The sequence below is a fragment of the Hydrogenophaga pseudoflava genome (assembly GCF_004353865.1).
Lineage (GTDB): Bacteria > Pseudomonadota > Gammaproteobacteria > Burkholderiales > Burkholderiaceae_C > Hydrogenophaga > Hydrogenophaga pseudoflava.
Map to the genome: position 1 here is coordinate 494,894 of NZ_CP037867.1, position 23,543 is coordinate 518,436.

Consider the following 23,543-nt stretch of genomic DNA (forward strand, 5'->3'; position numbering starts at 1 on the left):
TTGATTTATCGCCTGCGTTCCATGGTCACGGCCGTGGCGCTGTTCACAGCGCTGGCCGTGCTGCTGCTCTGGGGACTGAGCCTGCAGTTGCAGCGTCAGTTGCGCGATCAGGTGCTCGAGCGCGCGCAGCTGCGCAGCCAGCAGCTGGCCGACGCCATGGCCGGGCAGATGGACACCAGCCTCGCGGTGCTGGACCTGGGGTTGCTGAGCCTGCGGACGGCATGGCCCAAGTCCCGCGAAGCGTTCGACGAGGTCGAGCAGCAGGTGCTCGCCACCCTTCCCAGGGGGCTGGTGTCCCACCTGTCGGTGATCGATGCGGGCGGTACGGTGGTCTACAACAACCTGGGGGTGGCCCCGGGCACCTTTGTCGGTGACCGGCCGCATTTCCAGGCGCTGCGCCAGGGCGGCGACCGGCTGGTGGTGGGGGAGCCGGTGCGTTCGAGGCTCACCGGTGAGTGGCTGGTCATCGTGGGGCGGCCCATGTTCCGCGACGGGGTGTTCGCGGGTGCGGTGCATTTCAATGTGCCGTCCGAGCACCTGGCCCGGCTGTTGGGCCGGCTGGCGCTGTCGGGCAACGATCTGGTGAGCCTGGTCCACCCGGGCGGGGCCTTCCTGGCGCGCAGCCTGGACAACGCCTCTGCCATGGGCCAGAAGGTGCCGCCAGACCGCCCCTTTCTGCAGGACCCCGAGGCAAGCCGGGGCACTTTCCGGGTCGATGGTGTGGTCGATGGCGTGTCGCGCCTGTTCGGCTGGCAGCGTCTGTCCAACAGCCGTGTGGTGGTGGTGGTCGGCCTGTCGCATGCCTCGGTGCTGGCACCGCTGGAGCACACGCGCCGGCAGGCGCTGCTGCTGACGGCGCTGCTCTCGATGGCGCTGCTGGCTGCGGGGGGCTGGATCGGCTGGCTGCTGCACAACCTGGAGCGCCAGCAGGAACAGGCGCGGGTGAACCGCCAGCAGATGGAAGAGGCGCAGCGCCTGGCACGGGTGGGGCACTGGACCTACGACCCGGACACCGGGGCGACGACCTGGTCGCAGGAAATCTGCCGGATTTTCGGTCGGGACCCGTCGACGTTCCGGCCGAGCTTCGAGGGCTACTGGCAGCACGTGCACCCGCAAGACCGTGGCCAGCTGGAAGCGGCCGTTGCCCGGTCGCGGGCCTCGCACACCGACCTCGACGAGGTGCACCGCATCGTGCTCGCCGACGGCAGCGTGCGCTGGGTGCGCCTGCTCGCGCAGACCGATCCGGTCGCCAAGGGAACGAGCTACAGCGGCACCCTGCAGGACATCACCGAGTTGCGCGAGGCACAGCTTGCGCTGGAGCGGCTCAACACCGAGCTGGACCGGCGGGTGAAATCGCGCACGCGCGAGCTGACCATGCTCAACCGCGACCTGGAGTCCTTCACCTATTCGGTCTCGCACGACCTGCGCACGCCGCTGCGCAGCATCCATGGCTTTGCGACCCTGCTGCAGGAGAGCGATGCGGACAAGCTCAGCGACGACGGGCTGGACGCGCTCAAGCGCATCCAGAGCAGCGCACGCCGCATGGGGCTGCTGATCAACGACCTGCTGTCGATGGCGCAGCAGAGCCGGGCCGAACTGCGCACGCAGCACGTCGACCTTTCCGAGCTGGCGCGGTCTGTGGCCCGGGAACTCAGGCAGACCGATCCCGAGCGCCAGGTGCGCTGGGAAATCGCCGACGGCCTGTCGGCACAGGCCGACCCGGGTCTCATGACGGTGGTGATGCAGAACCTGCTGGGCAACGCCTGGAAGTACACCGGCCGCACCGAGGCGGCGCACATCGAGTTCTTCGGGCTGGGCGAGGCCGAGGGCATGGCGAACTTCTGCGTGCGCGACAACGGTGCGGGCTTCGACATGGCCTACGCCGACCAGCTGTTCCAGCCCTTCAAGCGGCTGCACCGGCTGGAAGAGTTCGAGGGCACGGGCGTGGGGCTGGCCAGCGTGCAGCGCATCCTGCAGCGCCACGGCGGCAGCGTGCGCGGCGAAGGGGCGGTCGGGCAGGGCGCGATGTTCTGCTTCAGTCTGCCGCTGGAGCCGGTGCGACAGTTCCTGGACTCCACGCCGGACCAGCGCTGAAGCGATCGCCCGCCTCAGCCGGAGTGCGTCGATGGCAGCGGGCAGGTCGAGCGGCGACCGATGTCCTGCGCGTGCGCCAGCAGCCAGTCGTGGGCGGCCTTGTGGCCGACGCGGTGCAGCTCCAGCAGGAAGCGGCGGCTGGTCTGCAGCTTGCTCGAGGCGCCGAACCGCGAGAGTTCGGCGTCGGCGTCCAGCCGGTGCAGGCGCAGGTCGTCGATGCGGCGGAACAGCGGGCGCTGGTAGCAGGCGTCGGGCCGGCCGGCGTCCTCGATCAGCTCCTTGATCAGCGCGATGGTGCGCAGCTCCTTGAGCAGGCTGGCGTTGAAGACGACTTCATCGGCGCGGTCGAGGATGTCGCTGGCATGCGTCGGCACGGCGTCGCGCCGGCTCGGGTTGATCGGCACCAGCAGCAGGTCGTCGGCGTCGGTTTCGCTGATCAGCGGCATCAGGGTGGGGTTGCCGGCGTAGCCGCCGTCCCAGTACGCCTCGCCGTCGATCTCCACCGCCTGGAACAGCAGTGGCAGGCAGGCCGAGGCCAGCACCATGTCGGCGGTGAGTTCGTCCTGCCGGAACACGCGCAGCTCGCCGGTGGCGACGTGGGTCGCGGCGATGAACAGCTGGGTGTGGTGGCAGCTGCGCACCCGGTCGAAGTCGATCGTGTGCTGCAGGATGTCGCGCAGCGGGTTGAGGTTCAGCGGGTTGAGCTGGTAGGGTGAGAACTGGCTGCCCAGCGCCTGGGCCGCCTGCCGCCAGGGCGCGATCCAGGGTTGCAGCCAGGGGTTGTCGGGGCCGAGCACCGTGGCCAGCGGGCCGTGGTGCAGTGGGCCGAAGGGCGCGGTGTCGGCCACCTTCATCCAGAAGCGGCGCAGCGCGGCCTGGGCGCCGACGCGGCCGCCTTCCATCAGGCCGGCCGCCAGCGCGACGGCGTTCATCGCGCCCGCGCTGGTGCCGCTGACGCCGGCGATCTCCAGCCACTCCTCTTCCAGCAGGCGGTCGAGCACGCCCCAGGTGAAGGCCCCGTGTGAGCCACCGCCCTGCAGGGCAAGGTCGATGCGCTTGCGTGGCGGTGTGCGGCGGCTGGTCATGCGGTCAGTGTCCTCCGGACGGGGGGGCGGGTTTGCGGCCCAGCAGCGCGACCACCAGGGTGATCACGGTCAGCGGCACGACAAAACCCATCATCACCGCCGAGTAGGCGCCCAGCGCGGCGTGCTGCTGCGCGGCCAGGATCAGGTAGGCCACATAGGCCACGTAGTACAGCAGGAACACGCCACCCTCCCAGCGCGCGATTTCGCGCCCGGTCATGAACACCGGCACGCAGGCCAGCGCCACCGCCAGCATGACCCAGATGTCGAAGTTCATCACCGACTCGGGGACGGCCAGCCCGGTCGCGCCGGCGGCCACGCCGGCAATGCCCAGGCAGCCCAGGATGTTGAAGATGTTGCTGCCCACCACGTTGCCCACCGCGATGTCCCGCTCGCCCTTGACGGCGGCCATCACCGAGGTGGCGACCTCGGGCATCGAGGTGCCGGCCGCCACGATGGTCAGGCCGATCACCACGTCGCTCACGCCCAGCGACTGGGCGAACACCACCGCCGCGTCCACCAGCCATTGCGAGCCCAGCACCAGCAGGCCCAGCCCGGCGGCCATCAGCACCAGCTGCACCGGCAGCCGGCTGTCCCAGCTGCCCGGCGCGGCGGGCTGCACCTCGGCCGCGTACTCGTCGACCGCCGCCTGCGTTTCCCGGCGCGACTGCACGATCAGGAACCCGGTGTAGGCCACCATCAGCGCGCACAGCATCACGGCGTCCCACAGGCCCAGCGAGCGGTCGAGCGCCAGCACCAGCAGCAGCAAGGAGATGCCCAGCATGATCGGCACCTCCTGGCGGATCAGCTGGATGTTGACCACCAGCGGCGTGATCACCGCCGACAGGCCGAGGATGAGCAGCACGTTGAAGATGTTGCTGCCCACCACGTTGCCGATGGCCAGGTCCGTCCGGCCGTCCAGCACCGCACCGACCGAGACGGCCACCTCGGGGGCGCTGGTGCCGAAGGCCACGATGGTCAGCCCCACCACCAGGGGCGAGATGCCGAACGAGAGCGCCAGTTTCGACGAACCGCGCACCAGCAGTTCGGCGCCGGCGATCAGGGCCACGAGGCCCGCCACAAACATGCCCAGTGTCCACATCGGTTGCGCTCCTTGGGTGGTTGGTCCGGACGGCATGTTGCCACGGCGGCGGGCAGGCCCCAGGCGTGGGGTCTCCGGGCGGTCGGAGACAATCGGGGTCCTTTTTTCCTGGCCCGATGCCCTTGACCGACGAACCGACCGACCGACCCTCCGGACCGCTGGCGCGCGAAGCCCTGGCGTTGGGCGCTTTCGACCACGTGGTCTCGCGGCTGGACGGTTTCCGCGCGCGCGCCGGCCAGCGCGAGATGGCGGCCCACATCGCCGAAACCCTGAGCCTGGTCGACTGGCCTGCCAAACCCGAGAAGGGCGACGACCCGCCGCCTGCCGGCCCGCGCGCCATCGCGGTGGTGCAGGCCGGCACGGGCGTGGGAAAGTCGGCCGCCTACGCCTCGACCGTGATCCCGTTGGCGCTGGCCCAGGGCAAGCGCGTGATGATCTCCACCGCCACCGTGGCGCTGCAGGAGCAGCTGATCGCGAAAGACCTGCCGGCGCTGGCCGCGGTGCTGCCGCAGCCCTTCGTCTTCACGCTCGCCAAGGGGCGCGGGCGCTACGTGTGCCGCCTCAAGCTCGACCAGATGGCCGGCGGTGATGCGGCCACCTCGGACCTGTTCGGCGACGAGCCCGACGACAAGCCTTCCAGCGCTGACAAAGGCGACGCGCTGGAGCGCGTGTGGGCCGAGCGCGGACGGATCTACGAGCGCTGGGGCCAGATGCTGGACAGCGGTGACTGGGATGGCGACCGCGACCGGCTGGCCGAGCCGCCCGAAGGCGATGTCTGGACCCCGGTGGCGGCCGAGCGCCACACCTGCACCGCGCGCCACTGCCCGAGCTACAACGGCTGCAGCTACTACCGCTCGCGCGCGAAGCTGGCGCAGTCGCAGGTGATCGTGGTCAACCACGACCTGCTGTTGTCCACCCTGGGCTTGCACGCGCTGCCCGACCCGTCCGACTGCTACCTGGTGTTCGACGAGGCGCACCACCTGGGCAGCGTGGCCCAGGGCCAGTTCACCGAGAGCATGGACCTGATGCGCGGCGGCTGGCTGGACAAGCTGCCGCGCGCCGTGACCGACGTGGCCGGCGCGATTGCGCACCCGCTGGGCATCGACGTCACGACGCTGGCGCGCGAGCTCAAGGCAGCGCAGGCCGAGCTGGCGCGCCGTGCGATGGCCCGGCTGGCCGAATCGCCCGAGTGGCTGGCGCTCTCGGGCAAGCAGGGCGGCATGCGCCCGCGCAACGGCCGCGACGGCGGCGCCGGCTTCGAATTCAACCTGCCCAATGCGACCGAGCGGCTCGAAGGCGGGCTGCTGCCGGTCGACTGGGAGGAGACCGTGGGCCAGATCGCCAGCCGCGCCGGCGCGCTGCTCAAGGAGTTCGAGCTGATCGCGGCGCAGCTGAAGGTGCTGGCGCGCGACGACCCCGGCGACGCGCCGCGCTGCGCCCAGCTCTACAGCCGCATCGGCACCTTTGCACCCCGCCTGCAGCACATGGCGGCCACGGCCGAGCTCTGGCTGCAGGCCCCTGTGGAGGGCCAGGCGCCGCTGGCCAAGTGGCTCGAAGCCGGCATCCAGAACGGCCTGGTCACGCTCAGCGCCCACGCCTGCCCGCTCAACCCCGGTGGCCTGCTGCGCGCCCACCTGTGGAGCAAGGTGCGGGCGGCGGTCGCGACCTCGGCCTCGCTGGTCACCTGCGGCGGCTTCGACCACTTCCTGCACGAGAGCGGCCTGGCCTTCGATGACGACGTGCGCGCGCGCGAGGTGCAGAGCCCCTTCGACCACGCCAGCCAGGGCCGGCTGGTGGTGGTGCAGACGCAGCACGACCCGAAAGACGTCGAGGGCTATTCGCGCGAGATGCTCGACCTGCTGATGGACGACCTGCGCCACGTGAAGCGCGGCGCCCTGGTGCTGTTCACCTCCAAGGCGCTGATGAAGCGCGCGCAGGACCTGCTGGAGCGAGGGCTGCACAGCGAGCTTCGCGAGAAGGTGCTGGTGCAGGGCGAGTCCTCGCGCACGCAACTGCTCAAGCGCCACGCCGAGCGCGTGGCCGACGGTGGCGCCTCGATCCTGTTCGGCCTGCAGTCCTTCGGCGAAGGGCTGGACCTGCCGGGCGAGCTGTGCGAGTGGGTGTTCATCACCAAGCTGCCGTTCGCCTCGCCCAGCGATCCGGTGGGTCAGGCGCGCGCCGACTGGCTCAAGGCCCAGGGCCGCGACCCGTTCAGCGAACTGGTGGTGCCGGCGACCGGCGCGCGCCTGCTGCAGTGGACCGGCCGCGCCCTGCGCACCGAGACCGACGAGGCGGTGGTGGTTTGCTACGATGCGCGCCTTTTGCGCCAGAGCTACGGCCGGCGCATGCTCAAGGGCCTGCCGCCGTACCGGCTGCAGCGGCGCGACGGCGACCGTCTGACCGAGGTGGCGCGTTGACCCCCTTCGCCGTGAAACAGCCCGCGCATGCCGCGCGGGCCTGAAGGAAGTTTGTCTCCGTGGTTTTCAGCAGCTGGCCCTTCATCTTCGTCTTCCTGCCGGTGACGCTGCTGGTGTATTTTCAGCTCAACCGCGCGCGCCGCACGGTGCTGGGCAAGGCCTGGCTGGTGCTGGCCAGCCTGTTCTTCTACGCCTACTGGAACTGGGTCCACCTGCCGCTGATCCTGGTGTCCATCGGCCTGAACTTCCTGCTGGGCCGGCGCCTGGCGCGCTGGCCGGCGGGGGGTGACCTGCGGCACAAGCGCCGCTGGCTGATCGCGGGCATCGCCGCCAACCTGCTGGCGCTGGCCTATTACAAGTACATCCACTTCATCACCGAGAACCTGGCCTGGCTCTGGGGCCTGCCGGTGCAGATGGACCCGGTGGTGCTGCCGCTGGCGATCAGCTTCTTCACCTTCACCCAGATCGTCTACCTGGTGGACAGCTACCGCGGTGAAACCGGGCACTACGACCTGCTGAACTACGCGCTGTTCGTGACCTTCTTCCCGCACCTGATCGCCGGCCCGATCGTGCAGCACAGCCAGATCATGCCGCAGTTCAATTCGCGCTGGACCTGGCTGCCGCGCGAGTCGAACCTCGTCAAGGGCTTGCTGCTGTTCGGGCTCGGGCTGTTCAAGAAGGTCGCCATTGCGGACGTGTTCGCCGGCTGGGCCGACGCCGGCTTTGACGGCACAGGGCCGCTGGACCTGGTCGGTGCCTGGGTCGCCAGCCTGTCCTACACCTTCCAGCTGTACTTCGACTTCAGCGGCTACTGCGACATGGCCATGGGCGTGGCCCTGCTGTTCAACATCTGGCTACCGGTCAATTTCAACTCGCCCTACCGCGCCACCAGCATCCAGGACTTCTGGCGCCGCTGGCACATCACGCTCAGCCACTTCCTGCGCGACCACCTCTACATCCCGCTGGGCGGCAACCGCGCCGGGCGCTGGCGGACCCACCTCAACCTCGTCATCACCTTCGCGCTCGGCGGCCTGTGGCACGGCGCCTCGTGGATGTTCGTCATCTGGGGCCTGCTGCACGGCCTGGCCCTGGTGGTCCACCGGCTCTGGGGTGGGCTGGGTTGGCGCATGCCGCGCGCGCTGGCCTGGGGCCTGACCTTCCTGTTCGTCAACGTGGCCTGGGTGTTCTTCCGCGCCAGGGACTGGGACAGCGCCCGGCGCGTGCTCGCCGGCATGGTGGACTTTTCCTCTCTGCGCACCGTGCCGCTCGCGGATGTGCCCACCGAGGCCCTGGCCTGGTCAGGCTGGCTGGGCGATGCGCTGCTGCGCGCCATGCCCGCTCAGCTCGTCGCGCACCTGCCGGCGCTGCTGATGATCGCGCTGGCGTTCTGCATCGTGCCCCGGCCCAACGCGATCCACTGGGCCACCACCGGTGTGACCGATGCCAAAGTGGTGGCGGGCACTCTCGTGCTGGTCGCCGCCCTGGTCGCCACCCTCGCAAGCACCAGTTCCGTGTTTCTTTACTTCAACTTCTAGATGCTGCCCCGGCGCCGATCCCTTCGCATGCTGCTGGCCACCTTGCTGGGCCTGGCGGTGCTGCCGCTGCTCAACGGGTGGCTGGTGACACCGCCGCCGGGTGCGGCCTGCTGCAGCGTCGAGCGCTGGTTCTCGTCGGAGCCCTTGCTGCGCGTGGCCAGCGCGGTGCTGCACCGGGTGGGCATCAGCGTCGCGCCCCGGCAGGTGGTGATTGGCCGCGACGGCTGGCTGTACCTGGGGGACGACCAGGCCGTGTCGCTGTCGACCCACCGCCGCGCCGGCCAGCCCAGCGACATCCGCATGGGCACGTCCTACGGCGAGGGCGCCCGCCGGTGGGACGCGTTCCTGCGGAGCCGGGGTGTGAAGGCCTTCCGCATCCTGGTGGCAGCGGACAAGGAGGCGGTGTACCCGGAGCACCTGCCGCAATGGGCCTCGCCGCCGGCCGTGCCCGGCGTGGCCGACACGTTGCTGGCCCACGCCGACGCGGACCTGTTTGTCGACACCCGCGCGCTGCTGCGGCGCGCGGCGGCCACCGCGCCGAGTCCGCTGTTCTATCGCCACGACACCCACTGGAACACCCTGGGCGCGTCCCATGCCTTTGCGGCGCTGGCGCGCTCGCTCAGTGCCGATCTGCCCGACGTGGTGTGGCCCTCGGCGGACGAGCGCCGCCTGCTGGGGCTGAGGCCCCGAACCGGTGGCGACCTGGCGGACTCCTTGCGCCAGGGGCCCTGGCTGACCGAAACCGAACCGGTGCTTGCGGTCTCCGAAAAGCTGGGTGCGCGCGTGCACCGGCGGTATGCCAGCAGTGACCCGCTGGACCCGACCCGTGTGGCCGACTCGCGGGTGGCGCTGACCTTTCCCATCCAGACCCAGCACGACCGGGCCCTCAATGCGCGGCGTGTGCTCTGGCTCACCGACTCGTTCGGCAGAGGCATGGACGACCTGATGCACCGCAGCTTTGCCGAGGTGGTGAGCCTGCACTGGCGGGACGTGCACAAGGACGGCGGACAGCTGATCCGGCTGATTGATGAGGTGCGCCCCGAGGTGGTGGTGGTGACCGTGGTCGAGCGAGCACTCGCCACGCCCGTCTTTGCCGGCATCCTGCAGTACCCGCCTGGCCCGGATGCCGGCGAGGCCGGTGGTGTCTCCCACACGGCGGAGCTGGTCGAGATGAGCGGCGTGGAGCGCCACGGTGAGGGCTTCCGCGCCACATCGGGGGCCGCCTCGATGATCTTCCGTCTGCCCCGGCCGGCGGCAGGGGTTGGCGGCGTCTCGCTGCACCTGGTCTGCGCGGACGGGGCGGCCTCGCTGCCCGTCCAGCTGTTCTGGCGTGGGGCGAACGAGCCGCGCTTTCACCGCGATCACAGCGTGCGCTGGCTGCACGTCGGAGACCGCAGTGCCCTGGTCGGGCTGACCACGGTCGACGGGCGATCGGCCGGCGAGATGGCGGTGTTGCGTCTGGACCTGCGCGGGCAGGGGCATTGCCGCGAGTTCCGGCTGCAGGAGCTGGCGCTGCGGCCCAACCGCGCGGCAGCGGCTGCCGCGGCGCGGCCGCAGTGACGGCTGTGCCTGCGGGGCCGATGTCCGTATGATGGCCGCATGCTCTACGCCACCCTCAAACTGCTGCACGTGCTGTCCATCGTCGTCTGGGTCGGCGGCATGGTGTTCGCCGCCTTTTTCCTGCGTCCGGCCGCGATGCAACTGCCACCGCCGCAGCGCATCCCGCTGATGCACGCGGCGCTGCATCGCTTCTTCCGCGCCGTGGTGGTGGCGGTGCTGGTGGTGTTCGTCACCGGTGGCTGGATGATCGGCCGCGCCGCGAAGGAAACGGTGCAGGCCGGGCTGGCGTTCAACATGCCGCTGGACTGGACGCTGATGGCCGCACTGGGCGTGCTGATGATGGCCATCTTCGCCCACATCCGCTTCGCGCTCTACAAGCGCCTGGACAAGGCCGTGGCCGCGCAGGACTGGCCGGTGGGTGGTGCCGCGCTGGCCTCGATCCGCACCTGGGTCGGTGCCAACCTGGCCATCGGCGTGGTGATCATCGCCTTCACCCTGCTGATGGCCTGAGGGGCGGGCGGCCAGGCCGTTCAGGGGCTGCGACTCTTCCAGGGCGGGGGCAGATCCAGCCCCCACATGCGCCGACCGATCCAGCGCAACGCCGGGCCCACGAGCGGACGTTCGCTGACCTGCTTGGTGGGCTCCGAGCCCACCGCGTGCAGCGGCCCGAGGTGGAAATTGAATACGTAGTCCGGCTCCTGGCCCATGCGCAGGTCGGTGATGCGCAACTGGCCGTCGGGCGTGGTCGAGAGTTTCACGAAGCCGCCGGCAAAGGCCGCGAGTCGCGAGATCGGAGCCGCCTGGCCGTGGGTCGCCATCAGCTTGGTGCCGCGGTCGTGGGCGGTAAAACGCACCGGCTCCGGTCCATCGAACAGCGACACATAGGCCTCGTGGAAATGCGGATCGGCCGGGTCGTCGGGCAATGCCACGACGCGCCAGAGCAGGGTCTGGAAGGGCGCCGGCGTGACCAGCATCTGCTCGGCCGAGATGCCCTGTTCGCGCAGCGAAGTCCGCGCCTGTTGCTCCACGTGTTCCTGTGCGAGGACGCTCCACGCGAGGTAGGCGGTGGACAGCACCAGCCCGACCGCGTTCCAGCGCAGACCGCGCGCCGCGTCCTTCATGCGCAGGGCCGCGACCACGCCCACGACCAGCGGCAGGGTGTAGGCCGGGTCGATGATGAACATGCTGCCCACACCGAAGGGGTGGTTGGTGAACGGCAGCAGCAGCTGGGTGCCGTAAACGGTCATTGCGTCCAGCAGAGGATGGGTGATCAAGACGAGCCAAAGCGCCAACCACCAATGCCTGAACAAGGGCCCCTCGCGATGGACGCGCGACACGATCCACGCCAGCAGCGGCGCGAACAGCGTCAACCAGAACAGCGCGTGGCTCTCGGCGCGGTGCAGCACCATGTTGAGCAGGGCGTCGCCGTGGTCGATGACCACGTCCAGATCGGGCAGGGTGCCGGCGATGGCGCCCCAGGTGGCGGCCTTCCAGACCGCGGTGCGGCGGCCCATGACGCCGATGGCGACGGCGGAGCCGAGGGCGATTTGTGAGAGGGAATCCATGCGCCGAGCTTAGGGGCCGGCGATTCAAATATGGTGTTGTGGGGTCATGCCTGGACGACGACGGCGTACTCCGCCTTCATGCCGTCCGGGCCATTCACAAAGGGCCGCGTCAGGGCTGCCTGTCCCTCCTCGCCCAGCCGCCGCCAGAGAAAGTCGCGCGCGTTGCCCGGGTCGCCTTGCACATAGAACTGCGTCGTCAGCAGCTCCTGCCCGTCGAGCTTGACCTTGACGTGGATGTGCGGCGTGCGGCCGCTGTAGGGCGCGGGCTTGAGGGTGCGGAAGCGGTAGCCGCCATCTTTCCCGAGGGTGACCTTGCCGAAGCCCTGGAAGGTCGGATCGGCGCGTCCGCCGTCGCCGGGGTGGTGGTAATGGCCGTCCTGATCGCACTGCCAGATCTCGATCACACCGCCGGCCAGCGGCACGCCGCGGGTGTCGGTCACCGTGCCGCTCACCCAGGCGGGCTGGCCCTTGCCGTAGGCTGCGGCGCCGGTGCGCAGCAGGTCGAAGTCGGTGTCGGGGGGAAAGGCCACCGGGTAGTAGGGGCCTTCGGTCTGGCCTGGGGTCGGGCGCAGGGTCTTGCCCTGGGCCCGGGCGGGCGTGAGCCAGGCGGGTGCGGCGGTGGCGGCGATCAGGCCGGCGCCGCCCTTGAGCAGCGATCGGCGCGAGGACAGCGGGGCGGTCGGCATGGCAGGCTCCATGAAGAGGTGGCCCGCCACCGGTTCAGGTGCGGGACGGGTTCTGAAGATCCAGCGAGACGAAGCGCAGGCTGAGGTCGTCCGGTTCGCCGGGGTGGGCGCCCTCTTGGAAGCCCAGCGCGCGCGCAAGTTCCAGCATGCCGGCGTTTTCGCGCAGCACCACACCCACCAGGCGCTGCGTGCCGCGCTGGCGCAGGTGGCCGATCATCTTGTCCATGAGCCGGCGCCCGAGGCCGCCGCCCTTGAGGTCGCTGCGCACGATCACGCCGAACTCGGCGTCGCGGTTGTCCGGGTCGATCGCCACCCGCACCGCGCCCAGCGTTTCCTCGCCGCCGCCCTCCAGCAGCCGGGTGGCGATGAAGACCATCTCGCGCGCGTAGTCGATCTGCGTCAGCCGCGCCAGCTCGCTGTGCTCGATGTGGCGGCGGCTGTAGAACACGCGCAGGCGGATGTCCTCCGGGTCCAGCTGTTCCAGGAAGGCGCGGTGCTGGGGCTCGTCCTCCGGCCGGATCGGGCGCAGGGTGATCGCCTGACCCCGCCAGTCCCAGGTCTCGACCAGATCGACCGGGTAGGGCTGGATGGCGAAGTTCGCCGCGCCGGCCGGTCGCTGGGCCGACACCCGCACGCGCGCATCCAGCGCGATGGCGCCCTCGTGGTTGGTCAGCAGCGGGTTGATGTCCAGCTCGGCGATTTCGGGCACCTCGGCCAGCAGCTCTGAGACGCTCACCAGCACCTGCGCCACCGTGTCGATGTCGGCCGCCGGTTCGTCGCGGTAGCCCTGGAGCAGGCGGTGGATGCGGGTGCGCGCGATCTGCGCCAGCGCCAGCGGCGTGTTCAGCGGCGGCAGCCCCAGCGCCCGGTCGGCCAGCACCTCGACCGCCGTGCCACCCGCGCCGAACAGGATGACGGGGCCGAACAGTGGGTCGACACTGGCGCCCACGATCAGCTCGTGCGCGTGCTTCTTGCGCACCATGGGCTGCACGGTGAAGCCCTGCACGTCGGCGTCGGGCCGCAGTTCGCGCACGCGCTGCAGCATGGCGGTGCAGACCTGCGCCAGCTCGGTCGCGCTGCCGATGTTCAGGCGCACGCCGCCGACATCGCTCTTGTGCGAGATCGCGTGCGAGAGGATCTTGACCACCACCGGGTAGCCCAGCGCTTCGGCGGCGGCTTCGGCCTCGGCGGCGCTCGGTCCGACCACCCGCGTGGGCACCACCGGCAGGCCGGCCGCGGCCAGCAGCGACTTGGCCTCGGGCTCGGTGAGGATCTCGCGGCCATCGGCCAGCACCGCGTCCACGATGGTGCGCACGGCGGGCAGGTCCATGGCGTGCGAGGCATCGCGCGCGGGTGGTGTCTGCAGCAGCTCGGCCTGGTGCTGTCGGTAGCTGCGCAACATCGAGAACGCGCGCACCGCGTCCTCGGGCGTGGCGTAGTCGGGCACGCCGGCATCGCGGAAGGTCTGGCGCGCCTGCGCCACCGCGCTGTCGCCCAGCCAGGAGCCCAGCACGCGCCGCGGCCTGGCCGTGACCTGGGGCAGCACGGCCTGCGCGATCTCGGCGCTGGGCACGATGGCGGTGGGCGCGTGAATGAACAGCACCGCACTGGCTGCGTCGCCCGCCAGCGCCTCCAGCGCCGCCACATAGCGTTCGGCCGGGGCGTCGCCGATGATGTCCACCGGGTTGGCGCGCGACCAGTGGGTGGGCAGCACCGCGTCCAGCCGCGCCAGCATGGCGTCGTCCAGCGGCGCCAGCGGCACGCCCAGGGCCGAGGCCTCGTCGGCGGCCATCACGCCGGCGCCACCGCCGTTGGTGAGCACCACCAGTTTCTCGGAGGGACCATCGCGGAAGCGCGCCAGCGTCTCGGCCGCCAGGAACAGGTCGTCCAGCGTGAGCACGCGCAGCATGCCGGCGCGCGCGATGGCGGCATCGAACACCGCGTCGGAACCGGCCAGGGCGCCGGTGTGCGAGGCGGCTGCGGCCTGGCCGGCGGCCGAACGGCCCGCCTTGACCACGATGACCGGCTTGTTGCGCGCGGCGGCGCGCGCGGCCGACATGAACTTGCGGGCCTCCTCGACCGACTCGATGTAGAGCAGGATGGCGCGCGTGTGCGGGTCGCTGCCGAGGAAATCGAGCATGTCGCCGAAGTCCACGTCGGCGTGTTCGCCCAGCGAGACGAAGTGCGAGAAGCCGATGCCGCGCGCCGAGGCCCAGTCGAGCATGGCCGTCACCAGCGCGCCCGATTGCGAGACGAAGGCCAGTTCGCCGGGCTGGGCGCCGATGTGGGCGAAGCTGGCGTTCAGGCCCAGGTGCGGCACCAGCATGCCGATGCAGTTGGGGCCGAGGATGCGCAGGGTGTGGGGCCGTGCCGCGTCCAGCATGGCCTGCCTGGTGGCCTTGTCCAGGCCCGCGGTGACCACCACCGCCGCCCGGGTGCCGCGCTCGCCCAGCTGGGCGATCAGGCCGGGCACGGTGGCGGCCGGGGTGCAGATGACCGCCAGGTCCGGCGCCTCGGGCAGGGCCTCAACGCTGGCATAGGCCCGGGCATCGCCGATGTGGCGGTGTTTGGGGTTGACCGGGTAGAGCCGGCCCTTGAACCCGTTGGACAGGTTGCGCCAGACGGTCGCGCCCACGCTGAAGGGCCGTTCGGAGGCACCGAAAACCGCCACCGAGGCGGGCGAGAACAGGGCGTCGAGGTGGCGGATGCTCATTGGATGGCCCTCATGCCGCGCCCTTGCCGTTCTGGTTCGACGCCATGAACGCGATCAGCGCCATGCGCATGGCCTCCTCGACCGACATGTCGACCGGCGTGGTCCAGCTGCGGGGCACGAACACGGTGTAGCCACCGATCATGTAGCCCATGGGGAGGTAGACGGCCACCTGGTCGTCGAGTTCGGCCAGGCCCCGGGGCAGGCCTTTCATGCTCTGGCGCGTGACCAGCCCGACGGTGCTCAGCTCGTGCCCGGGCATCTTGAGTAGCACCACCTGCTGTGCGTCCTGTTCATGCGGGGCAAAGTAATCGGCGAAGTTCTTGAGCGAGGAATAGATACTCTTGACCACCGGGAGGTTGGTGAAGGGCAGCTCGACATAGGACAGCAGCTTGCCTGTGACGCGCATCGACATCAGACCGCCCAATGCCACGATCAGCAGCGCCCCCAGCGCGATGCCCAGGCCAGGCAGGTAAAACTCGCCGGTGAGCGGGCGCAGCAGCTGCATGGCGGTGCGCTCGGTCCAGGTGATGAAGATCACCAGCACGTAGACCGTGATGGCCAGCGGCAGGAAGGTGATCAGCCCGCGGAAGAAGTACTGCGACAGGCGGTTTGCGAGCGGGGGGCGCGGTTCTGGCGCTGGGGCGGGCGGTTTCATGGATTCAGCATAGCAGCGGCAGGCGACAACCGGTTGACCTGGCGGAACTTGCAGACGCGCAAAATGTCCCTATCTGATGCCTCACATGAATCCTGTGTCCGATCTGTTGTCCCGAATTTTCCGTGGTGCCCTCAAGCTGGTCCTGGTGCTGGCTGCGGTGGTGTTCGTGCTGAGCTTTCTGCTCGCGGCCCTGGTGGCGGTGCTGGTGATGTCTGCGTGGTCGCTGATCACCGGGCGCAAGCCGGCGCCGGTGGTGATGTTTTCCCGCATGCGCGAGCAGTCTCGTCAGTACGCGCAAGGCATGTGGCCAGGCCGGGCACCGGTGGGCGACGTGGTCGACGTGGACGCGACCGAGGTGGGCGAGCGCCCGGGCGCCGAGTCGCCGCTGCAGCGCCTGCGCTGAGCTTCAGTCTTCCTGTGCGCCCTTGCGCCGGGCCAGGGCGGCCTGGTACAGCGCATTGCGCGGCGCGCCGCTGATCTCGGCGCACAGCTTCACGGCGGTTTTGACGGGCAGTTCGGCCAGCAGCAGGTCGAGCGTGCGCAGCGTGGCCTCGTCCATGTTGTCGTCGATGGCTGCGGTGGCGGGATGCACCAGCAGCACGAACTCGCCGCGCGTGCGGTGGGCGCCTGCCTGCAGCCAGGCCGGAAAGTCCCGGGCCGCCACCTGCGCCACTTCCTCGAACTGCTTGGTCAGCTCACGGCCGATGGTGAGCGGCCGCTCGCCCAGCGCGGCCAGGTCGCGCGCCAGGGCCTCGATGCGGTGCGGCGCCTCCAGCAGCACGCAGGCGCGCGGGTCGGCCGCGATGGCCTGCACCTCGCGCTGACGCTCGGTGGTCTTGGGCGAGAGAAAACCAGTGAACACAAAGCCCCCGTCGTGGCCGCCGGTGCCGGCCACGCTCAGCAGCGCCGTGATGCTGCTGGCGCCCGGCAGGGGCAGGGCGCGCAGGCCGGCGGCGTGCACGGCGGCGCACAGTCGCGCGCCCGGGTCGCTCACCCCGGGCGTGCCGGCGTCGCTCACATAGGCCACGCGCTGACCCTCCCGCAGGCGCTGCACCACGGTCTGCGCGGCCTCGGCCTCGTTGTGTTCGTGCAGTGCCAGCAGTGGCTTGTGCAGGCCGTAGCTCTGCAGCAGGGCCGCGGTGTGGCGCGTGTCCTCGCAGGCGATGCAGTCCACCAGGTCCAGCACGTGCAGCGCGCGCAGGCCGATGTCGGCGAGGTTGCCGATCGGGGTGGCGACCATGTAGAGCGCGCCCTGCGGATAATGCTGCTGCCCCGCCATGTCACGGGCGGCGGCCAGCAGGGAAGGGGAGGGTGCGGACAATGTGGGATTCCCGGAAACAGGGGACTTCGGTCACGACCAAGCAGCGCGGCGATGCGGCCGAAGACGCCGCCCTGCGGCATCTGCTGCGACACGGATTGCGGCTGGTGCAGCGCAACTTCCGCACGCCTGGCCGCGGCGGCGGCGAGATCGATCTGATTATGCGTGAGCCCGATGGCACGCTGGTCTTCGTCGAGGTGCGCCAGCGGGCGAGCGCCAGCCGCGGCGGGGCGGGTGCGAGCATCACCGGGGTCAAGCAGCGGCGCATCGTGTTCGCCGCGCGGCACTTTCTGCTGCGGCTGGGGTCGGAACCTGCGTGCCGTTTCGACGTGGTCCTGATCCAGGGGGCGCGGGACGGCGCGGAGGTCCCGGACATCCAGTGGCTGCGTGCGGCCTTTGATGCATCCGGTACCTTTTGATACCCTGCGCGCCGCTATCATCGCCCCATGCTTCTGCAACGCATCCAGCAACAGTTCATCGACAGCGCCGACCTCAAGTATCAGTGTGCCCAGGCGCTCGCGCCCATGGTGGAAGCCGCCACGGCGGCGGTCTTGGCCAGCGTCACCGGCGGCGGCAAGGTGCTGTCCTGTGGCAACGGGGCTTCGGCGGCGGCGGCGCAGCTGTTCGCGGCCAGCTTCGTGGGGCGCCACGAGCGCGAGCGGCCCGAGCTGGCGGCGTTCTCGCTCTCGGCCGACGCCTCGGTGCTGACCGCGCTGGCCACCGACTTCGACGTGCGCGCCGTGTTTTCGCGCCAGGTGCGCGCCCTTGGCCAGGCTGGCGACGTGCTGCTCGTGCTCTCGACCTCGGGCAACTCCCAGAACGTCATCGCCGCGGTCGAGGCCGCGCACGAGCGCGACATGACCGTGGTGGCGCTCACCGGTGCGCGCGGTGGCCGGCTGGCCCAGTTGCTGCGCGACACCGACGTTCACATCTGCGTGCCACACGACGTGCCGGCACGGATTCTCGAGGTGCATCACCTGGTGCTGCACTGCATCTGCGACGGCGTGGATGCCCAGCTGCTGGGCCTGCCCGAAGCCCTGCCCAATGAAACGGAGAACCTCGCATGAAGACCATTGTTTCCCATGGCCGTCTGACCCTGGCCGTCCTGAGCGTGGCTGCAGCCGCAACGACCCTCTCGGCCTGTGCGCCGCTGGCGGTGGGCGGGGCGGCATTGACCGGTGCCATGGTGGTCGGTGACCGCCGCAGCTCGGGGTCCCAGCTGGACGACCAGGGCATCGAACTGAGGGCCGCCAACCGCCTGCGCGAGCAGATGGGGTCGCGCGCGCGCATCAGCGTCACCAGCTACAACCGCCGTGCGCTGCTGACCGGCGAGGTGGGCAGCGCCCGCGACAAGGAACTGGCCGAGTCCATCGTGAAGCAGGTGGACAACGTCGCCGTGGTCCACAACGAGCTGGACGTGGCCAACAGCCCGACCTTCACCGAAAAGGCCGAGGACACGCTGCTGACCGGCAAGGTCAAGGCCGGCCTGATCGACACCAAGCAGATCTCGGCCAACGCCTTCAAGGTGGTCACCGAACGCGGCACGGTGTTCCTCATGGGGCGCGTGACCCAGCGCGAGGCCGACATCGCCACCCAGGTCGCGCGCACCACCAAGGGTGTGCAGCGCGTGGTCCGTCTGCTGGAGATCATCAGCGAGGAAGAGCTGGCGCGCATCGCGCCCAAGTCCTGAGGCCGCTTTCCTGCACCGCGGTGCAGGGAGCTGGTCACTTCAAGCGTTTGATCAGGCTGGAGGTGTCCAGCCGGTTCCCGCCCATGGCCTGCACGTCGGCGTAGAACTGGTCCACCAGGGCGGTGACCGGCAGGCGGGCGCCGTTGCGCTTGGCTTCGTCCAGCACCAGACCAAGGTCCTTGCGCATCCAGTCCACGGCAAAACCGAAGTCGAACTTGTCGGCCACCATGGTCTTGCCGCGGTTGTCGAGCTGCCAGCTCTGGGCCGCGCCCTTGCCGATCACCTCGAGCACCTGGTTCATGTCCAGTCCGGCTTTCTGCCCGAAGGCGATGGCTTCGGACAGGCCCTGCACCAGCCCGGCGATGCAGATCTGGTTGACCATCTTGGTGAGTTGGCCGGCACCGCTCTCGCCCATCAGCGTGAAGGCGCGCGAGAACGCCATGGCCGCGGGCTTCACGGCGTCGAACGCAGTGGCATCACCGCCACACATCACCGTCAGCGCGCCGTTCTGCGCGCCCGCCTGACCGCCCGACACGGGCGCATCGACAAAGGCCAGTCCGAGGTTCCTGGCCGCACCGTACAGCTCGCGCGCCACATCGGCCGACGCGGTGGTGTGGTCCACGAAGAGGGCGCCCGGCGCCATGCCGGCGAAAGCACCGTCGGCACCCAGCGCGACCGAGCGCAGGTCATTGTCATTGCCCACGCAGCAGAACACGATGTCGGCACCGGCCGCCGCTTCGCGGGGGGTGGGTTTGGCCGCACCGCCGAACTCGGCCACCCAGGCCTGCGCCTTGGCCGCCGACCGGTTGTAGACCGTCACCGAATGCCCGGCCCGGGCCAGATGCCCCGCCATCGGGAAACCCATCACACCCAGACCGAGAAAAGCCACCTTCTTCGGTGTCGTTGATTCGTAGGTTTTGGAGGCGATGCTGCTCATGTGAAGTCATCCGCGAAGTGAAGGGGAGTCCGTCGAGAAATGCCGCGGAACCGGCTTCGCCGGGCCGCTGGCATTGCCCCCTTGAGGGGGTGACGCGCCGCAGGCGTGGCGCGGGGGTGGTCAAACGATCGTGAGGTGTTCGGTGCCTGCCGCCAGATCCTGCGTCTTGGCGCGCTGGCTGTTGAGCTTGATCTGCAGCCGCAGGTCGTTGAGCGAGTCGGCGTTGCGCAGCGCATCTTCATAGCTGATGATGTTCGCCTCGAACGCATTGAACAGCGCCTGGTCGAAGGTCTGCATGCCGATGTTGGTGCTTTTCTTCATGATCTCCTTGATCTCGGCGACTTCGCCCTTGAAGATCAGGTCGGCGATCAGCGGGGAGTTGAGCATGATCTCCACGGCCGCATGCCGGCCCTTGTTGTCCTGGCGCGGCACCAGCCGCTGCGAAATCATGGCGCGCAGGTTCAGCGACAGGTCCATCAGCAGCTGCGGACGGCGCTCCTCCGGGAAGAAGTTGATGATCCGGTCCAGGGCCTGGTTGGCGCTGTTGGCGTGCAGGGTGGCCAGACACAGGTGACCGGTTTCGGAGAACTGGATCGCGTACTCCATGGTCTCGCGGTCGCGGATCTCGCCCATCAGGATCACATCCGGGGCCTGCCGCAGCGTGTTCTTCAGCGCCACCCCCCAGTCGTCGGTGTCCAGCCCCACCTCGCGCTGCGTGATCACGCAGTTCTTGTGGGCGTGGATGAACTCCACCGGGTCCTCGATGGTGATGATGTGGCCGTGGGTGTTCTCGTTGCGCCAGTCGACCATGGCGGCCAGCGACGTGGACTTGCCCGAGCCGGTTGCGCCGACCACGATGCACAGCCCGCGCTTGGACAGCGTGATGTCCTTGAGCACCTGGGGCAGGTTGAGCGAGTCGATGGTGGGCAGCACCGCGGGAATCGTCCGCATCACCATGCCGACCTTGCCCTGCTGGACAAAGGCGCTGACGCGGAAACGCCCGATGGCCGGCGGCGAGATTGCAAAGTTGCATTCCTTGGTGCGCTCGAACTCGGCGGCCTGCTTGTCGTTCATGATGGCGCGCGCCAGGGCCAGCGTGTGCACGCCGTTGAGCGGCTGGGGCGAGACCTTCACCACCTTGCCGTCGACCTTGATGGCGGGCGGGAAGTCGGCCGTGATGAACAGATCGCTGCCGCCGCGGCTGAGCATCAGCTTGAGCAGGTCGTTGATGAATTTCGATGCCTGATCGCGTTCCATGAGGTCGTACCTTCTGGGCTCAGCCGGGGAAGTTCTCGGGGATTTTTGCCTTGCTGCGCGCTTCGGCCGGGCTGATGACGTTGCGCTTGACCAGCTCGGCCAGGTTCTGGTCGAGTGTCTGCATGCCGACGTTCTGGCCGGTCTGGATGGCCGAGTACATCTGGGCCACCTTGGCTTCGCGGATCAGGTTGCGGATGGCGCTGGTGCCGATCATGATCTCGTGCGCCGCCACACGGCCGCTGCCGTCCTTGACCTTGCACAGCGTCTGAGAGATCACGGCCACCAGGGACTCCGACAGCATGGCGCGGACCATGTCTTTTTCTTCGGCAGGGAACACGTCGATGATCCGGTCGATGGTCTTGGCGGCGCTCGAGGTGTGCAGGGTGCCGAACACCAGGTGACCGGTTTCGGCGGCGGTCATGGCCAGGCGGATGGTTTCCAGGTCGCGCATTTCACCCACCAGGATCGCATCCGGGTCTTCCCGCAACGCCGAGCGCAGGGCGTTGGAGAAGGAGAGGGTGTGCGGGCCGACCTCGCGCTGGTTGATCAGGCACTTCTTGGATTCGTGCACGAACTCTACCGGGTCTTCCACCGTCAGGATGTGGCCGTACTCGGTTTCGTTGAGATGGTTGACCATGCCGGCGAGGGTGGTCGACTTGCCCGAGCCGGTCGGCCCCGTCACCAGCACCAGACCCCGCGGACGCAGCGCCAGATCCGCAAAGATCTTGGGCGCGTTGAGCTGTTCCAGCGTGAGGATCTTGCTCGGAATCGTCCGGAACACCGCGCCGGCACCGCGGTTGTGGTTGAAGGCGTTCACACGGAAGCGGGCCAGACCCTCGATCTCGAACGAGAAGTCGCATTCCAGAAACTCCTCGTACTGCTTGCGCTGCGCGTCGTTCATGATGTCGTACACCATGCTGTGCACCATCTTGTGGTCCAGCGGCTCGACGTTGATGCGCCTGACATCGCCATGCACCCGTATCATGGGCGGCAGCCCGGCCGAGAGGTGAAGGTCGGAGGCTTTGTTCTTGACGCTGAAGGCGAGCAGTTGGGTGATATCCATCCCGTGATCCCGTGCAGTGTTGGTGTAACAGACTGATTATGACGACGATTGAAGGCAATCTCCAACAAGTGCGGGAGCGGCTCGCCAGGGCCTGTGAAGCGGCAGGTCGCGATGCGAACGCCGTCACATTGCTGGCGGTTTCCAAGACCTTCGGGCCGGAACAGGTGGCGGACGCAGTGGCGGCAGGACAACGCGCCTTTGGCGAGAACTACATCCAGGAGGGTGTCGAGAAGGTGCTGGCCCTGCAGGCCCTGCTCCCTGGAGCCGATCTGGAATGGCACTGCATCGGCCCGGTGCAGAGCAACAAGACACGGCTGGTGGCCACCCACTTCGACTGGGTGCATTCGGTGGACCGGCTCAAGATCGCGCAGCGCCTGTCCGAACAGCGGCCCGAGGACCGCGCGCCCCTGCAGGTGTGCCTGCAGGTGAACGTCGACGGAGGGGCGAACAAGTCGGGTGTGGCGCCGGAGGAGCTGTCTGTTCTGGCCCACGCGGTGGCGACCTTGCCCCGCCTGCGTCTGCGGGGGCTGATGTGCATCCCCGAGCCGAGCGAGGACATGGCGGTGCAGCGCGCGGCGTTCCGGCGGGTGCGTGAGCTGCAGCAGGCGCTGACGGACCAGGGGCTGGCGCTCGACGTGCTGTCCATGGGCATGAGCGACGACCTGGAGCCAGCGGTGGCCGAGGGGGCCACACTGGTGCGCGTCGGCCGGGCCATCTTCGGTCACCGGCCGCGCAAGGAGCCGGTCACTGCTTCGGCGGCTGGATCGGCTTGATGGCGCCGCAGTCGGCCGAGAGCCACTTGCCCTGACCTTCCATGGTCATGGTCTCGGGTTTGCCGTTGCGGACTGTCTGCATGACCATCTTGGTGGCAAAGGCCTTGTCGCCGCTGAAGGTGTAGGTGCCTTCGCCCGTGGTCGGCGGGTTCTTGCAGGCGAACTTCGACTTCAGGGTGTTGCCCGTGCGCGAGATGATGGTCGAAGTGCAGTCGCCTTCGGTCTGGCTGGGCAGTTCCGACCGCGCAGCCATTTCGGGGGTGATGCACACCTTGACAGTCACCGCGCCGCCAGCGCCGACGCTCATGCCGTTCTGGCCCATCATGGCTTCCATCTGCTTGCGCTGCGCGGGCGGCATGGCGGCCAGCTGCTTCTGCATCTCGGCCATGGCCTTGTCCAGCTCCGGGTTGCCTCCCATCTTGTTCTGGATGGCCCACAGGCCGGGCGCGGTGGTCTGGGCGAAGGCGCTGGCGGAACACAACAGAAGGCAGGTCAGCAGTCGGGACGGGGCACGCATAAGAACTCCGGTGGGTGAGGGATCGTTCTATTGTGCGTCGCCAAGGCCTCACAGCGGCAGCCGGCTGCTGTTCTTCACCTCTTCCATCACTGCGTAGGTGCGCGTCTCGCGCACGCCCGGCAGCTGCCACAGCACGCTGCCGGCGAAGTCGCGGAAGGCGGCCATGTCGGCCATGCGGGTCTTGATGAGGTAGTCGAAGCCGCCGGCCACCATGTGGCATTCCAGGATCTCGTCGCGCACCTGCACCGCGGCCTTGAACTCGTTGAACACGTTGGGCGTGGTGCGGTCGAGCAGCACCTCGACGAAGACCAGCATGCCGCGCCCGAGCTTGAGCGGGTTCAGCCGCGCCTCGTAGCCCAGGATGTAGCCCTCGCGCTGCAAGCGCTGGGTGCGCGCCAGCACAGCGGTGGGCGACAGCGACACCGCCTCGGCCAGTTTGAGGTTGGAGATGCGGCCGTCGGCCTGCAGGACGTTCAGGATGCGCAGGTCGATGCGGTCGAGGTCGGGGGCGGCTTCGCTCATGGATAGTGAATTATCCTATTTTACGCCGAAAATTAGACAAAAATTCGTCGAATGGTT

General features: G+C 69.1%; 22 protein-coding genes. 10 read left to right on the plus strand and 12 right to left on the minus strand.

Going from position 1 to position 23,543, the window contains the following annotated elements; translation table 11 throughout:
- On the plus strand, positions 1–2,094 hold the full coding sequence (locus tag HPF_RS02555) for an ATP-binding protein (RefSeq protein WP_133155671.1): 2,094 nt from the start codon (positions 1–3) through the stop codon (positions 2,092–2,094).
- Positions 2,095–2,108: 14 nt separating this feature from the next.
- Here the strand turns inward: HPF_RS02555 and HPF_RS02560 are convergent, their stop codons facing one another.
- Together HPF_RS02560 and HPF_RS02565 are read right to left on the minus strand one after the other, a co-directional pair.
- Positions 2,109–3,179 carry a patatin-like phospholipase family protein gene (locus tag HPF_RS02560; RefSeq protein WP_133155672.1) on the minus strand — a complete coding sequence of 357 codons (1,071 nt, stop codon included), beginning with the start codon at positions 3,177–3,179 and terminating at the stop codon, positions 2,109–2,111.
- Between the two features lie 4 nt (positions 3,180–3,183).
- Positions 3,184–4,278: a calcium/sodium antiporter gene (locus tag HPF_RS02565; protein ID WP_133155673.1), complete on the minus strand. Its 1,095-nt coding sequence runs from the start codon at positions 4,276–4,278 to the stop codon at positions 3,184–3,186.
- A gap of 116 nt (positions 4,279–4,394) precedes the next feature.
- Here HPF_RS02565 and dinG point away from each other — a divergent pair, with 116 nt between their 5' ends.
- From dinG to HPF_RS02585, 4 genes are read left to right on the plus strand one after another with little or no spacing between them, the layout of a single operon-like run.
- A complete protein-coding gene (dinG, locus tag HPF_RS02570; RefSeq protein ID WP_133155674.1) occupies positions 4,395–6,695 on the plus strand; it encodes an ATP-dependent DNA helicase DinG in 2,301 nt (766 codons plus the stop codon).
- Positions 6,696–6,754: 59 nt separating this feature from the next.
- Complete coding sequence (locus HPF_RS02575; RefSeq protein ID WP_133155675.1) at positions 6,755–8,230, plus strand: MBOAT family O-acyltransferase; 1,476 nt, start codon at positions 6,755–6,757, stop codon at positions 8,228–8,230.
- A 27-nt stretch (positions 8,231–8,257) separates the two neighbouring features.
- Positions 8,258–9,790 (plus strand): alginate O-acetyltransferase AlgX-related protein, encoded by a 1,533-nt coding sequence (locus HPF_RS02580; RefSeq protein WP_165961641.1) that lies wholly within the window; start codon positions 8,258–8,260, stop codon positions 9,788–9,790.
- 39 nt (positions 9,791–9,829) lie between these two features.
- Positions 9,830–10,300 carry a CopD family protein gene (locus HPF_RS02585; RefSeq protein ID WP_079364270.1) on the plus strand — a complete coding sequence of 157 codons (471 nt, stop codon included), beginning with the start codon at positions 9,830–9,832 and terminating at the stop codon, positions 10,298–10,300.
- A gap of 20 nt (positions 10,301–10,320) precedes the next feature.
- Here HPF_RS02585 and HPF_RS02590 read toward each other — a convergent pair whose 3' ends face one another.
- The 4 genes from HPF_RS02590 to HPF_RS02605 are packed head-to-tail and all read right to left on the minus strand — an operon-like array spanning position 10,321 to position 15,409.
- The gene (locus HPF_RS02590) at positions 10,321–11,355 is read right to left on the minus strand and encodes a metal-dependent hydrolase (protein WP_079364271.1); all 1,035 of its coding nucleotides are present in this window, start codon (positions 11,353–11,355) and stop codon (positions 10,321–10,323) included.
- Positions 11,356–11,399: 44 nt separating this feature from the next.
- Positions 11,400–12,041, minus strand: coding sequence for a dioxygenase family protein (locus HPF_RS02595; protein ID WP_079364272.1), 642 nt, complete (start codon positions 12,039–12,041; stop codon positions 11,400–11,402).
- A gap of 34 nt (positions 12,042–12,075) precedes the next feature.
- Complete coding sequence (locus HPF_RS02600; RefSeq protein ID WP_133155677.1) at positions 12,076–14,754, minus strand: bifunctional acetate--CoA ligase family protein/GNAT family N-acetyltransferase; 2,679 nt, start codon at positions 14,752–14,754, stop codon at positions 12,076–12,078.
- Between the two features lie 10 nt (positions 14,755–14,764).
- The gene (locus HPF_RS02605) at positions 14,765–15,409 is read right to left on the minus strand and encodes a DUF502 domain-containing protein (RefSeq protein ID WP_066157427.1); all 645 of its coding nucleotides are present in this window, start codon (positions 15,407–15,409) and stop codon (positions 14,765–14,767) included.
- An 85-nt stretch (positions 15,410–15,494) separates the two neighbouring features.
- Between HPF_RS02605 and HPF_RS02610 the strand changes: the two genes are divergently transcribed.
- Entirely contained in the window at positions 15,495–15,812 is a 318-nt protein-coding gene (locus HPF_RS02610; RefSeq protein WP_133155678.1) for a hypothetical protein, read from the plus strand.
- Positions 15,813–15,815: 3 nt separating this feature from the next.
- On the opposite strand, the gene rsmI is transcribed toward HPF_RS02610, so the two are convergent.
- Positions 15,816–16,730, minus strand: coding sequence for a 16S rRNA (cytidine(1402)-2'-O)-methyltransferase (rsmI, locus tag HPF_RS02615; RefSeq protein WP_241559580.1), 915 nt, complete (start codon positions 16,728–16,730; stop codon positions 15,816–15,818).
- Here rsmI and HPF_RS02620 point away from each other — a divergent pair.
- From HPF_RS02620 to HPF_RS02630, 3 genes are read left to right on the plus strand one after another with little or no spacing between them, the layout of a single operon-like run.
- The gene (locus HPF_RS02620) at positions 16,730–17,146 is read left to right on the plus strand and encodes a YraN family protein (RefSeq protein ID WP_079364274.1); all 417 of its coding nucleotides are present in this window, start codon (positions 16,730–16,732) and stop codon (positions 17,144–17,146) included. The two genes, rsmI and HPF_RS02620, sit on opposite strands and share 1 nt — an antisense overlap.
- A gap of 27 nt (positions 17,147–17,173) precedes the next feature.
- Positions 17,174–17,794, plus strand: coding sequence for an SIS domain-containing protein (locus HPF_RS02625; protein ID WP_066157420.1), 621 nt, complete (start codon positions 17,174–17,176; stop codon positions 17,792–17,794).
- Complete coding sequence (locus tag HPF_RS02630) at positions 17,791–18,417, plus strand: BON domain-containing protein (protein ID WP_133155679.1); 627 nt, start codon at positions 17,791–17,793, stop codon at positions 18,415–18,417. The genes HPF_RS02625 and HPF_RS02630 overlap by 4 nt, the downstream gene beginning before the upstream one ends.
- 34 nt (positions 18,418–18,451) lie before the next feature.
- Here the strand turns inward: HPF_RS02630 and HPF_RS02635 are convergent, their stop codons facing one another.
- From HPF_RS02635 to HPF_RS02645, 3 genes are all read right to left on the minus strand, one after another.
- Complete coding sequence (locus HPF_RS02635) at positions 18,452–19,354, minus strand: NAD(P)-dependent oxidoreductase (protein WP_066157414.1); 903 nt, start codon at positions 19,352–19,354, stop codon at positions 18,452–18,454.
- A 120-nt stretch (positions 19,355–19,474) separates the two neighbouring features.
- Positions 19,475–20,611, minus strand: coding sequence for a PilT/PilU family type 4a pilus ATPase (locus HPF_RS02640; RefSeq protein ID WP_066157411.1), 1,137 nt, complete (start codon positions 20,609–20,611; stop codon positions 19,475–19,477).
- 19 nt (positions 20,612–20,630) lie between these two features.
- Entirely contained in the window at positions 20,631–21,674 is a 1,044-nt protein-coding gene (locus tag HPF_RS02645) for a type IV pilus twitching motility protein PilT (RefSeq protein ID WP_066157408.1), read from the minus strand.
- Between the two features lie 38 nt (positions 21,675–21,712).
- Here HPF_RS02645 and HPF_RS02650 point away from each other — a divergent pair, with 38 nt between their 5' ends.
- Positions 21,713–22,447, plus strand: coding sequence for a YggS family pyridoxal phosphate-dependent enzyme (locus HPF_RS02650; protein WP_079364275.1), 735 nt, complete (start codon positions 21,713–21,715; stop codon positions 22,445–22,447).
- On the opposite strand, the gene HPF_RS02655 is transcribed toward HPF_RS02650, so the two are convergent.
- Both HPF_RS02655 and HPF_RS02660 read right to left on the minus strand, forming a co-directional pair.
- The gene (locus tag HPF_RS02655) at positions 22,419–22,964 is read right to left on the minus strand and encodes a DUF3617 domain-containing protein (RefSeq protein WP_066157402.1); all 546 of its coding nucleotides are present in this window, start codon (positions 22,962–22,964) and stop codon (positions 22,419–22,421) included. The two genes, HPF_RS02650 and HPF_RS02655, sit on opposite strands and share 29 nt — an antisense overlap.
- Positions 22,965–23,012: 48 nt before the next feature.
- On the minus strand, positions 23,013–23,486 hold the full coding sequence (locus HPF_RS02660) for an Lrp/AsnC ligand binding domain-containing protein (RefSeq protein ID WP_066157399.1): 474 nt from the start codon (positions 23,484–23,486) through the stop codon (positions 23,013–23,015).
- Between the last annotated feature and the right edge of the window lie 57 nt (positions 23,487–23,543).